10 protein-coding genes are annotated in these 12,531 nt (G+C 35.0%); 6 read left to right on the top strand and 4 right to left on the bottom strand.

Annotation, left to right across the window (positions count from 1 at the left end; translation table 11 throughout):
• The first annotated feature begins 88 nt into the window (after nucleotides 1–88).
• Together hslV and hslU are read left to right on the top strand one after the other, a co-directional pair.
• Nucleotides 89–643, top strand: a complete 555-nt coding sequence (gene hslV, locus ABWU69_RS07515; RefSeq protein ID WP_265026236.1) for an ATP-dependent protease subunit HslV — start codon at nucleotides 89–91, stop codon at nucleotides 641–643.
• 1 nt (nucleotide 644) lies between these two features.
• Entirely contained in the window at nucleotides 645–2,135 is a 1,491-nt protein-coding gene (gene hslU / locus ABWU69_RS07520) for an ATP-dependent protease ATPase subunit HslU (RefSeq protein ID WP_265034692.1), read from the top strand.
• Nucleotides 2,136–2,202: 67 nt separating this feature from the next.
• Here hslU and ABWU69_RS07525 read toward each other — a convergent pair whose 3' ends face one another.
• Nucleotides 2,203–3,144, bottom strand: a complete 942-nt coding sequence (locus tag ABWU69_RS07525) for an FKBP-type peptidyl-prolyl cis-trans isomerase (RefSeq protein ID WP_265026238.1) — start codon at nucleotides 3,142–3,144, stop codon at nucleotides 2,203–2,205.
• Entirely contained in the window at nucleotides 3,137–4,144 is a 1,008-nt protein-coding gene (locus ABWU69_RS08090) for a polyprenyl synthetase family protein (RefSeq protein ID WP_265034693.1), read from the bottom strand. The genes ABWU69_RS07525 and ABWU69_RS08090 overlap by 8 nt, the downstream gene beginning before the upstream one ends.
• 145 nt (nucleotides 4,145–4,289) lie before the next feature.
• On the opposite strand from ABWU69_RS08090, the gene acpP reads away from it, so the two are divergent.
• The 4 genes from acpP to thyX all read left to right on the top strand — a co-directional run bounded on the left by acpP (nucleotide 4,290) and on the right by thyX (nucleotide 8,157).
• Nucleotides 4,290–4,550: an acyl carrier protein gene (gene acpP / locus ABWU69_RS07545; protein ID WP_341811841.1), complete on the top strand. Its 261-nt coding sequence runs from the start codon at nucleotides 4,290–4,292 to the stop codon at nucleotides 4,548–4,550.
• Nucleotides 4,551–4,563: 13 nt separating this feature from the next.
• Nucleotides 4,564–5,838 carry a beta-ketoacyl-ACP synthase II gene (fabF, locus tag ABWU69_RS07550; RefSeq protein WP_265026240.1) on the top strand — a complete coding sequence of 425 codons (1,275 nt, stop codon included), beginning with the start codon at nucleotides 4,564–4,566 and terminating at the stop codon, nucleotides 5,836–5,838.
• A 177-nt stretch (nucleotides 5,839–6,015) separates the two neighbouring features.
• Nucleotides 6,016–7,293, top strand: a complete 1,278-nt coding sequence (murA, locus tag ABWU69_RS07555; protein WP_353285140.1) for a UDP-N-acetylglucosamine 1-carboxyvinyltransferase — start codon at nucleotides 6,016–6,018, stop codon at nucleotides 7,291–7,293.
• Between the two features lie 9 nt (nucleotides 7,294–7,302).
• Nucleotides 7,303–8,157, top strand: a complete 855-nt coding sequence (gene thyX / locus ABWU69_RS07560; RefSeq protein WP_265026242.1) for an FAD-dependent thymidylate synthase — start codon at nucleotides 7,303–7,305, stop codon at nucleotides 8,155–8,157.
• A gap of 43 nt (nucleotides 8,158–8,200) precedes the next feature.
• On the opposite strand, the gene ABWU69_RS07565 is transcribed toward thyX, so the two are convergent.
• Nucleotides 8,201–9,385, bottom strand: coding sequence for a hypothetical protein (locus ABWU69_RS07565; RefSeq protein ID WP_353285141.1), 1,185 nt, complete (start codon nucleotides 9,383–9,385; stop codon nucleotides 8,201–8,203).
• Between the two features lie 115 nt (nucleotides 9,386–9,500).
• Nucleotides 9,501–12,365, bottom strand: a complete 2,865-nt coding sequence (locus ABWU69_RS07570) for an ankyrin repeat domain-containing protein (RefSeq protein ID WP_353285142.1) — start codon at nucleotides 12,363–12,365, stop codon at nucleotides 9,501–9,503.
• Nucleotides 12,366–12,531 lie beyond the last annotated feature (166 nt).

Consider the following 12,531-nt stretch of genomic DNA (forward strand, 5'->3'; position numbering starts at 1 on the left):
ATTATATTATAAGCTATAATTAAACATATTTAGCAAATTTGACTAAAGATTAAAGTATAATGAGATTCTTATTTAAAGTGATAGAAAAATGATTCAACACGATAACAATAAAATGTATGGAACTACTATACTGTCAATTAGAAAAGATAAAAGCGTAGTAGTAATAGGTGATGGACAGGTTTCAATGTGCCACACTGTTATAAAATCCGGAGCAAAAAAAGTTAGGCGTCTCTCTGGTGATTCTGTAATTGCTGGGTTTGCTGGAGCAACAGCTGATGCATTTACTCTCTTTGAAAGACTAGAATCTAAACTTGACAAGCACCCAGGGCAATTAATGAGAGCATGTGTTGAACTTGCAAAAGACTGGAGAATGGATAAATATCTGAGAAAATTAGAAGCTATGATGATCGTTGCAGATAAATCTATTTCATTAGTAATTACGGGAACAGGTGATGTTCTTGAACCTGAAGATGGAATCGCAGCTATTGGCTCTGGGGGAAATTTTGCTCTATCTGCAGCAAGAGCTTTAATTGACATTAAAGGAATATCAATAGAGGAAATTGCGAAAAAGGCTATGAAGATAGCTGCTGATATATGTGTTTATACAAATCATAATGTAATTATTGAAAAAATAGAGGAGTGATATGTCTTCTGAACAAGAAACTTTGTGCACTAATTTTTCCAATCAGCCTATAACCCTTTCAGAAGGGCGGTCTTGTAGTAGTGACACCTACGATGAAAAAGATGGCCTCTATAAAGATACTAAGAGTGGTTTTGATTCAAATGACAGCGATGTTCAAGTTAATGACAGTACTCAAGTTTTGTTAGATGACCTGCCACCACAGAAGATAGTTAAAGAATTGGACAGATTCATAATCGGACAGGATGATGCAAAGCGTGCTGTTGCTATTGCGCTCAGAAATCGTTGGCGTCGCAATCAGGTTCCATTTCCATTGCGTGATGAAATCATACCTAAGAATATATTGATGATCGGTCATACAGGGGTTGGTAAAACTGAAATAGCTCGTCGCTTAGCAAAACTTGCCGGTGCACCATTCATAAAAATTGAGGCAACGAAGTTTACTGAAATAGGGTACGTTGGACGTGACGTTGATTCGATAATACGCGATTTAGTTGATGCAGCAATAGTTTTAGTTAAAGAGAAAGCCTGTAAAGCCTTAGCTGAAAAGGCTTTAGATTTAGCTGAGAAAATAATAGTAAACTCTATGGTAGGCGAAGATGCAACCGGAGAGAGTAAAAGAATCTTTAGAGAAAGATTAAGAAATAAAGAGTTTGAGAACGGAGAAGTTTCCATTAACGTCAGAGAGAGCAAGAGTATGTTGCCTACTTTCGATATACCAGGCATGCCAGGTGGGCAAGTTGGTGTGATGAATGTAACAGAAATAATGGGCAAGATGTTTAACGGGAGCAAAAAAACAAAAACTATTACGGTGAAGGTAAAAGAAGCGCGTGAAATATTAATTAATGAAGAAAGTGAAAAGCTAATGGATGAAGATAAGATAATCAAAGAAGCCATTGATCTTGTTAGTAACGATGGTATAGTATTTTTGGATGAAATAGACAAAATTGCAGCGCGTACAGAAATAAAAGGTGAAGTAAACAGAGAAGGAGTGCAACGCGATCTGTTACCACTACTTGAAGGAACAACTGTTACAACTAAGTATGGCCATGTAAAAACAGACTATATATTATTTATTGCATCTGGTGCTTTTCATCAGTCTAAACCATCTGACCTCTTACCGGAATTGCAGGGCAGATTACCGATCAGGGTAGAACTTAAGGCACTTACTCAAGAGGATTTAATAAGAATATTAAAGGAACCAGAATCTAGTTTGTTAAAGCAGTACATAGCTTTAATGAAAACAGAAAATGTGACGCTTGAGTTCACTGATGATGGTATAAAAACCATAGCTGAAATAGCGTTTACAGTTAATAGGCAAGTGGAAAATATAGGCGCAAGAAGGCTTCACACTGTCATGGAGAAGCTTTTAGACGAAATAAGTTTCATTGCTTCTGAGAAAAATAGCGAAAAATTCATTATAGACAGCAAGTATGTAAAAGATAAACTTGAGTCGATTTCGAAGCAGCTTGATTTATCTAAGTTTATACTTTAGGAAAAACGAGAAGCCTATTTTAAGCAGTTAGAGAGTGTTCAGAAGATCAGCCAGTAGACCTAAAATTTCAGCTATATTCTTTAGGCTGTTTTTCAACAGTAGAATGGTGTGTTGCGACCTCTTGCTTAACATCTAATCTTAAGTCAATTATTGAGATATTTTCTTCATCATAATCTATGTCTTTTATTAACATATCGTCAGTAATAGTCAAAAGGTCAGGCGGAGAAAGAATAGTTCTTTTATTACCAGCTCTCATTCCCACAACACCAAACTCTATAGCAAGTGGTATTTCTTTGTTACCAACTTTGAATTGCACTGTTTGATCTTTGACTATATATTCTCCATTATGCTCCTTTACACTATATTTAACCGATATCTCATCACCGCACCTTACTTGTTTTCCAGTCTTGTTAATTAAGTCATTAAAAACCATCAGATTATTTACTGAGTCGGGATATTTATCCTTTACTTCGATCAGTTTGACGTAATAAGAATTAAAATTCATTTTATTATCATTAGCAATAGTAACTACACGCTCTCCGCCTTCTTTCATACCTATCACCCCTAAACCCACTTCTTTTAGGTCATCTTGACCTATTTTCAAAGTAACATCAGAAACTTTGCTAGGGAGTGTTGCTAAGTTATTATTAGAAATTTTATATATTTGCAGTAGGACTTCCAGGCCACAGAAAGCCTTACTGCCATTACCTTCAGTAATTTCATAAAAATTTATTGAATCTTCTTCCTTTTGCTGCGTTATTTCTTCTAAATATTCTGTTAGCCCATGCTTTTCAATATAGCGGTCAAGTGCTGATTCAAGTATTGGCTTCACTAGGTAATGTGCTATCGTCTGTATCAAGCCACCATGCGTGGCATTTATCTCATAAAGCTTGTCCTTTTTTTCCGGTTTACCTTTGTTTATATAGACAATAGTAAACACAAAAGCAGAAGTTAAAGTGAGAATCATTACTACGGAAATAAGCATTTGTAATATAATTTTTCTAACCATCTTTCTTTACTTGATTCAATAAATCATATAAATAATTAGTATCCCCTGAAAGCGCACTCAAATTATCCGAGCCTTGTTTAAAGAGGCCGTCTATATAGTCCTCTACTTCACTTTTACCAAGCACAGACATTAGATTATTTGTTTTATCTTGTTCGTAGTCTTCAATATCATCCTTAGCTTGAAAGATAAGCCCTAGGTTTATCCCGTAGTTATATAACGCTTTACGTTGCTTGTCTGTAGCATTCCCTATTATAGCGCCTATTTCGCATGAAGCTGCAAATAATTTTGCGGTTTTCATCAAATGAATTTCTTTTATTTTATCAGCTTGGCCCGACGTCATTCCAGCGTTATACATACAGCTGTACGAATGTTGTGGTTTTAAGGTAGAAAGGGTGTCATGCAAGTAGCTGACACTGGAATCCATTTCATGTTCAGCTCCACCATCGCATGGCTTTTTGCACGAAATGCTTGTAGGCAAAGCCTTCTGGATCCCAGTGTCCGCTACTTGAATGACAGAGGGTTGGGGTCTAAAATCTATATGCTCACTGTTAATATCTAAAGCCTGTCCTCCCACCATTCCCCTAATTCCTATTGCTTGAGAGAGCACTTTTATGATCTCACAGCGTTTCTCATTTAACGAAGATAATACCTCAAAAGCCAGAGTAAGTAGTGCATCTCCGGCAAGCACTGCTGTTGCTTCATCAAATTTTTTATGGCAGCTTAGCTGGCTTCTGCGAGTATCACTGTTGTCCATGCACGGTAAATCATCGTGAATTAGAGAATAAGCATGAACAAATTCAATTGCTGCAGCAACTGATATTACTTTTTTAGCTTCCGCGTTAAACACTCGCGATGAAGCTACAACTAAAAAGGAGCGTATATGTTTTGCAGGAGCAAGGAGTATATAACGCATAGCTGATATAAGCTTATTCTCGCTATTTTCGGGTAAGAGTTTATTTACTTCTACAATAAGCAAATTTTTTGTTGTTTCGTCTAGCATTTTTGAATTGTTAATTGTTTAGCACGTAACGCTAGCCAGCTAGGGCAGTAGAAAACTTTACTGTAGTTTATCAGTTATAAAAGATATTGCAAACATAAAAATTTTTTATAACATCAAAGAATAGGTTATTTTTTTGGTAAGAAATGTGAATAGCGAACTAGCAAAGAGCACTAGAGAAGACATAGAAGAGAAAGTGAAAAAGATTATACTAGAGCACATTAGTAAGGATGTAGAGAAATTCAACAGCTCTTCAAAGCTTTCGGAGCATGGTGCAGACAGTTTAGATGCAGTTGAAATCATCATGGCGGCAGAAGAAGAGTTCGGGATAGAAATCCCAGATGAAGACGCACAAAAAATGGAAACTATGGAGCAAATAGTTGAGTACATTAATAGTAAAAAAGGCTAATAGTTAGTGTTAAATGAGCAGAAGAGTAGTAGTCACTGGTGTTGGTTTAATCACTCCACTAGCGGCAGATGTTGACAACACTTGGTCAAGGCTGATAAAAGGCGAGTCTGGCATAAAAGCAATCAATACAGATAGATTTGACTCTTCTGATCTTGCTTGCAAGGTTGCAGGGCAGGTGCCTGTGCAATCCGATAACATTGAGAATTACTTTAATCCTGTAGGTTATATTTTTGAAAAAGATCTAAAAAGAACGGATCGTTTTATTCATTACGGCATTGCAGCAGCGATTCAAGCTGTGGAAGATTCATCTTTAGAAGATTCAAAAGTAGATAGAGAACGTGTTGGCGTAACTATTGGCTCTGGTATAGGTGGTCTTCCGTCAATTCAGGAAAATGTTATTACCATGCAGGAAAAAGGGCCCAGACGTGTCAGTCCATTTTTTGTCCCTGCAAGTCTAATAAATTTGATATCTGGCCATATTTCTATTAAATACGAATTTACAGGTCCAAACGATTCAGCAGTAACCGCATGTGCAACAGGTGCGCATGCAATCATAAACTCAGCAAGAACTATAAAACTTGGTGAAGCGGATGTTATGATTGCAGGTGGAGCAGAAAGTGCACTGTGTAGAGTTGGAATTGCAGGTTTTGCATCTATGAAGGCGTTATCAACTAAATTCAATGATAAACCCAAAGAAGCTTCAAGACCATGGGATGCAGAACGCGATGGTTTTGTTATGGGTGAAGGAGCAGGTATATTGGTGCTGGAGGAATACGAACATGCAAAAAAAAGGGGGGCAAAAATACATGCTGAACTGGTTGGGTACGGACTGACAGGGGATGCACACCACATTACAGCACCACATCCAGAAGGAAGAGGCGCATTTAAGGCAATGCAGCTTGCTTTAAAGAGCGCACAAATTAATCCCAATCAAGTAGGGTATATTAATGCACATGGAACTTCAACACCACTTGGAGATAAAATTGAAGTAATAGCAATGAAACAGTTATTCGGTGACTACGTTTATAAAATACCTGTTTCTTCAACTAAATCTTCTATAGGACATTTACTTGGTGCTGCAGGGAGCGTTGAAGCAATATTTAGTATTCTTGCGTTAAATAATGGAATTATTCCGCCAACCTTAAATTTACATAAACCTTCAGAAGGATGTGATTTAAATTTTGTACCACTTAAAGCTCAAGAGCATAAAATTCAATATGCACTTTCTAATTCGTTTGGTTTTGGTGGCACTAATGCATCACTCATCTTTGGAAAAAATTATAATTAAACCTCTTAAGGATAAAATAAACGTAAGGTATCAATAATTGGCTAAGAAAGAAAACAATGGTGTCACGCTACTTGGATGACGGAGGGAGAAAAAGCAAATTTTTGCCTTTTACGGTCAATCTATTATACTTAGTAAGACTTCAATAAATTAATGAATATATACTTTATATCTAATTAAATGCACAAGATATTAATAAGAAATAACTACAAATCCCTGGTCGGAAAAATCAAGATTAATGGTTCAAAGAATGCTATTTTACCGATAATGGCAGCAAGTCTATTGAGTAGCTTCCCGGTGATTTTGCATAATGTACCTGATTTAATTGATGTGCATCTAATGTCTAAGCTGCTTGAGAGTCTTGGAGCGAAAGTGAACTTTACATGTAATAAAGATTATAAAGCAAATCATACTTTGGAAATTGACTGCGGTAATATCAACCATCACGTAATGTCACATGAAACTGCAAGTAAGCTGCGAGCATCTTTTTTAATGCTAGTTCCAATTCTCAGTAGATTTGGTAAAATCACAACAGTCTTTCCTGGTGGATGCAATATCGGAAAGCGTCCCGTTGATATGCATATCAAAGCATTAGAAGAAATGGGAGCTAAAATTAAAGTTGAAGGCTGTAATATAATTGCAACAGTGAAAGGAAAGCTACAAGGAAAAGAAATCACATTTGAGAAAATAAGTGTTGGCGCAACAGAAAACATAATAATGGCAGCAACACTTGCAGAAGGAGTGACAATAATAAACAATGCTGCAACGGAGCCGGAAGTTCTTGATTTAATAGAGTTCCTAAAGAAAATGGGTGCTAATATTGAGATTAGTGATACAAGGATCACAATAACAGGAGTTGAAGCATTAAATGGATGTATTCATAAAATAATACCAGATCGCATAGAAGCAGGCACCTATGCACTAGCTGCTATAATAACCGGTGGTAAGTTGGAGTTAGAAGGAATAAGTCTATCTGATATAAGATGTATTGTGAATGAATTGAAAGCTATAGGGGCTAATGTTGAACTATATAATGAGGGGGTTATGATTTCCAGAAAAAATTGCTCTATTAGGTCTGCTAACATTGCAACAGATCCATACCCCAACTTTCCCAGTGATATGCAACCACAACTGATGTCTGCAATGTGCATCGCTGATGGGATATCAGTAATTGAAGAGAACGTTTTTGAAAACAGATTTGCACATGCAGATGAATTGAGAAAGTTAGGTGCTAATATCAGCATCGAGAAAAGCAAAGCTACTATAAGTGGAATAAAAAGCTTATCTGGAGCTAATCTATATGCTACTGACTTAAGATCAACAGCAGCTTTGGTGCTTGCTTCTTTGGTAGCCGGTGGAGAAACTATAATAAACAATTCACATCATTTATGGAGAGGATATGAAGCAATGCATGAAAAACTCAATTCATGTGGAGCTGATATCTCCATTTCATCTTGAGGATATTTTATGAATGAAGCAACCAAACGAACTACAGTAAAAGAAATAGATGGAATCTTATATGAAGAACATAAGGTATTAGACCATGGATTTATTCGAGTAGTGGATTATATGGGCTCTGACAGTAGCATAGTTCAAGCTGCTCGTGTTTCTTATGGCAAGGGAACAAAACAGATAAGTCAGGATGAAGCACTTATAAAGTATTTAATGAGACATCATCATACAACTCCATTTGAAATGTGTGAAATTAAGTTTCACGTGAAACTTCCAATTTTTGTTGCAAGGCAATGGATAAGGCATAGAACTGCAAATGTGAATGAATATTCAGCAAGGTATTCAATACTTGATAATGAATTTTATACACCTAAACCAGAACAAGTTGCAAAACAATCTGACAATAATAAACAAGGTAGTGGGGAAGCTTTTGATCCAGATACCTCAAAGGAAATAATAGATTCTCTAACAAATGACTCTAATTTAGTATATTTTCATTATGAAAAATTTATTGAGCAGGGGCTTGCAAGAGAAATTGCCCGAACTAACCTAACGCTTAATTACTACACGCAATTTTATTGGAAAATAGATCTACATAACCTTTTTCATTTTTTGAAGCTTAGAGCTGATAAGCACGCCCAATATGAAATCAGAGTTTATGCAGAAGTTATGTTGGATATAATAAAAAAATGGGTCCCATTGGCCTACAATGCCTTTGTTGAATATTGCCTAGAATCAGCCTGTATTTCAAGAACTGGTTTAGACATAATTCGTAAATTAATTAAAGGGGAAACCGTTACTAGAGAAGAAAGTAATATTGGTAAAAGAGAATGGGACGAGCTGATGTCTATACTTGATAAACGATCTTAAAGATAAAGGCATATACATAAATCTTTATGGCAATTGTATATCTCTATAGATTTATAGGTGTAAGCAACAATTTACCAGTATTGTTATCAACTGATATATCAACTATTTTTGAATTTGTTCTCTCTCTTGTTTCATAAAGTTCCTCAGCTTTCCTTAACATTAATGTTGCGTTTCTAAGCGTAACGTAAATTTCACAATAATCTGGAGAATTTTCAATATACATATTATATGAATAAAAATTTACAGCCAGTTCCACTGCCCTACAAACCTCCTCTGATGTAAAATTAGCAACTCCTGTATTAGGACAAAAGCCAACTGCTCCTCTATTAGGGTCAAAAAATATGTATTTACCATTCTCTGCTTTATATACCAACATAGAATGTGCAATATTCTCGTCATCATCATCACTATCTCCTTCATTACAAGTATAACAGGAGAAATTAAATTCTAAGCAGCATTCTATCTCTACATTATCCAAAGCACACTTAACTTTTTCTTGATTAATATGGATCCATACTTCTGTTGACGATAAATCATTACACTCTTGTTCATATATTGTCTTGTCATAAAATTGATCTCCCTCACGTCTCTCAATGCTCTGAATATGAAGAATAGGTAAGAATTGTAGCAAGATCTGCGTTGCTAATAATCCGGTCGTTTGTTCTTTTCTTCCATCAACATAAGCTATAAAATCTTGTTCAGACACAACATCACCAGACTTGAGAAGTTTAGCAAAGTCTTCCCTACTCTTTAATCCTAAAAGAGTAATAAAATAAATTAATGGCTGACATAGGCCTTCTTCGGGATCAAAACCCAAAATTCCTTCAAATCTACTTCTTAAGTGTACAATTTTTGATATGCTATCTGACATAAAGTCATTCAAATTAAATTTTATAGCTTGCCTGCTATCAAATAGCTCTCTGTACTGTTCTTCAGCTAATAAATCCGATTTATATACATATCTACCATTCTCTCTATGTATACCTTCTACATCTCTAATGATGCCTTGTTCCACATTTTTACTAATGGCAGATTTGTTTTCATGATCTCTTATATTGGTAGTTTGATTTAAAAATTTCACTACTTCTTGCCCTGAAAAAATTCTATCAATTTCTTCATTTGCAATTTTGAAAAATACTTTAATTTGAGAGTTATCTTCGGAAGTATAAACTTTTAATATATTAGACTCAGTAATACTATTAATATATTTCTTAACGTATCTTGGCATATTAATTATTTTAAAATATTAACTGTATTAGCTAATATTACAATAATTTATACCATTGGACAATTAATATTTTAATAAAAATCTCACTAAAATTAATTTATTGCGCTAATATTGATCAAATCAATTCATCACTTTTATAGAACATCTCATTGAAATCATGTAGAGTTCCAAAATCCTGACCCTTGATAAATAGGTGATCATTAGCAACATGTGCTTCATCAAGAGTAAATTGCTCGTAACGATGATTGTGAGCGGGCCTAACAATTTCATTATATAAAACCATTACTTGCTCACGGTTATATCCACTGCCGTCATGGTACTTGCCACGTACGGTATCATAAAAATTCTTTATATCATCATATGTCACTTGCAGCTCCACCTTATACTTTCCCACTTCAAGAGGACTTCCTGTCCTTATTTTTAAGGGATATTGTGAATTTGCAACACTGTTAGAAATTTCTGCTTCAATATCAGAATTTTTATCCATATTTTCTATCACACTTGCCATAACAGTTTCTTGTTCGTCTTCTATTGGTTTTGCTTGTTTTTCAATTTTATTATTGCTACTTTCAGTTTCCACAGTGACTTTTCTTGTTTCCATATCTTTTTGAGCTTTCTCATTACTTTGCTTGCGTATTTCATCTCCATGCAATTTCTCCTGCAGGGCTTTTTCCATGTCAGCATAACCGTCACGATTGCTTTGCGAAGCTGGTTGATCTTCAACATAACTGCTGCTATCATCCGCTTGCATTTGATCTATATAGTTAGATTCTTCTTCCTGTATAGTATTTTTTGTGACTCCCTTAAGGTAATCAAGCATATCTTTTCCAGTCTTTTCCCAACTTGCAGCATCTGCATATTTTCTATCACTATTGATTACATCCTTTAATATTCTTCTATCATCTATCCATTGTTCAGCATGCTCAAATAGCGTCCATCCTTCATTACCATGAATATCAACATCAGCTCCATTCTTTATCAGGTACTTTACTTTGTCCAATTGCCCATGCCTTACTGCATGAATAAGTGGTGTCCAGCCTTCACTATCTCGAACATCAATATTTGCATTATTCTTTATTAAATATTCTAATATCTCTTGATTTCCTAAATTAACAGCAAAGTGTAAAGGTGCTAAACCGTAACTATCTTTAACATTAACATCTGCACCATGCTCTATTAGGTAATTTGCTACCTCTGTATTTTTTATGCTCATGGCAAAATGTAGTGGAGGTTTGCCAGAGCTAATATCACGAGTATTAATGTCTACATTGTGATCTATTAAGTATTTAGCTATCTCTGTATGTTTTAGTTCAATAGCATAATGTAGTAGTGTTTGAGCAGAGGTGTTTTTGACATTAAGATCTGCACCATGTTCAACTAAATTCTTAACTATTTCTGTATGTCCTAGCTTAACAGCAGTAAACAATAGAGGAGTATAACCTTTACTATTAGGATCTGCATTATGATCTAACAGATATTCCACTATTTCTGTATTATCTGAATAAATAGCACTTTGTAGTGGCGTTCTGGAATAAGCATCCTGAATATTAGGATTTGCACCATGATCTACTAAGTATTTAGCTATCTCTGTATCTCCAGATTCAACAGCATAGTGTAAAGGTGTTTTGTAATAAACATATTGAGTATTAGTTTTCTGATAATAATTGTCCTGAATATTAAGGTTCGCACCATTATCAATAAGGTATTTTGCTACTTCCGTATTTCCTGACTGAATAGCATAATGTAGTGGCGTTTGTCCGTTATGGTCTCTTGCATCAATATACGCATTGTGTTCTATAAGCGTTACTATCTTACTTAAATCTCCCAATGAAGCAGCAGAGTGCAAAAGTGTTGCACCGTTTTCATCTGCCTTATTTACATCTTCTATAACGTTTTTCTTACTATCCTCATCAACTACCCTTTTCTTCCTAGATTTAATTTCATTTCCTACCACAACTTCTTCGTCTATTTGTTCATCATCAATTGTAAATTCAGTACCTATCTGATTACTATCTTCCTCCAACTCATTAGATAATTTTTCAGATAGCTGATCACCACTCAAATATGGTTCTTTTGAATATTTAGCGTAATTATAGGGATCAGTGCTGTCTGCTGAATAAAACCCACTTTCAAAGTCTGAGTAGAAGCTTTTATTGAGCACAAAGAATAAATTTTCATAATCAAGTAGCATGTCATAATCAGAACTAACACAATGCAAGAATTCACTATCTTCATAATCTGCTATATAGAATTTTTCGGAATCAAGGGTAATTTCATTTGTCCCCTTACCTTCTGCAGTAAACTGTAAAACTACTGCTGAACGCCCGTTACCTACGTCATTACCTTTTACCACTTTAAACAAGGTAATTTCACCTTTTTCTATGAACTCCTTTAATTCCTCATTCTTTTGATCTAATTCTTCCTCTGCTTGTCTTTTCTCTCTTATCAATTTCTCCTCTTTTTCAGTAGCTTTATTTTGCAACTGTAAAAACATCTCTTGTGTGGTTAAGCTATTTGTGTTGCTTAAAAAATTATCTAACACATTTGATGCAATTGGTGACAATTCACCGTGATCATCAAATACTTTTTCCTTTGCTTTATCATAGTGATTTGGGTTATAGATTGCATACAGAGGATAAAAACCATAATCTGCTATTGACGCCCCATCAGATGATAGTTCCATTGAGAATCCATAGTGATTAAGTGGAAGATTGGAAGTTAAATATCTACCGTTATCATCCCTAACGTATAGCTCGCTTCTACCATTGTGCTCACTATATTTATTGTAGTAGATATAAAAATTCTCATGGTTAAGATTGAAGTGATCATCTAGATTATCGAATTGAATTGTACTGCCAAGTTTCTCACGCAAAAGATTTTTGCTTTCATCTGTAAGCTTTATACGTGCAGAAAAGTAGTATCGATCTATAGGTTCGCCTTTTTCTATCTCAAAGTTCAAAGTAATCTTATCGTTGACCATTGGTAGCTCCAAATATTGTATTAATTATTTTAATATTTATCAATCATACGGTCTGTACTATGAAAAATGTGTTAAATGTTAAGATTTTTTTGTGCACCTAGGTAAGGTAATTGCAATCTGTCATTTCAGTGCATAATGTACAACTGTATGAACATTTGCTTTTGTT

The sequence above is a fragment of the Wolbachia endosymbiont (group A) of Beris morrisii genome (genome assembly GCF_964028185.1).
GTDB lineage: Bacteria > Pseudomonadota > Alphaproteobacteria > Rickettsiales > Anaplasmataceae > Wolbachia.

Excerpts from the sequence above, each read along its gene's own strand:
- ABWU69_RS08090 (WP_265034693.1), bottom strand. The coding sequence starts at position 4,144 with ATGCTAGACGAAACAACAAAAAATTTGCTTATTGTAGAAGTAAATAAA.
- hslU (WP_265034692.1), top strand. The coding sequence starts at position 645 with ATGTCTTCTGAACAAGAAACTTTGTGCACTAATTTTTCCAATCAGCCT.
- hslV (WP_265026236.1), top strand. The coding sequence starts at position 89 with ATGATTCAACACGATAACAATAAAATGTATGGAACTACTATACTGTCA.
- fabF (WP_265026240.1), top strand. The coding sequence starts at position 4,564 with ATGAGCAGAAGAGTAGTAGTCACTGGTGTTGGTTTAATCACTCCACTA.
- thyX (WP_265026242.1), top strand. The coding sequence starts at position 7,303 with ATGAATGAAGCAACCAAACGAACTACAGTAAAAGAAATAGATGGAATC.
- murA (WP_353285140.1), top strand. The coding sequence starts at position 6,016 with ATGCACAAGATATTAATAAGAAATAACTACAAATCCCTGGTCGGAAAA.
- ABWU69_RS07570 (WP_353285142.1), bottom strand. The coding sequence starts at position 12,365 with ATGGTCAACGATAAGATTACTTTGAACTTTGAGATAGAAAAAGGCGAA.
- ABWU69_RS07525 (WP_265026238.1), bottom strand. The coding sequence starts at position 3,144 with ATGGTTAGAAAAATTATATTACAAATGCTTATTTCCGTAGTAATGATT.
- ABWU69_RS07565 (WP_353285141.1), bottom strand. The coding sequence starts at position 9,385 with ATGCCAAGATACGTTAAGAAATATATTAATAGTATTACTGAGTCTAAT.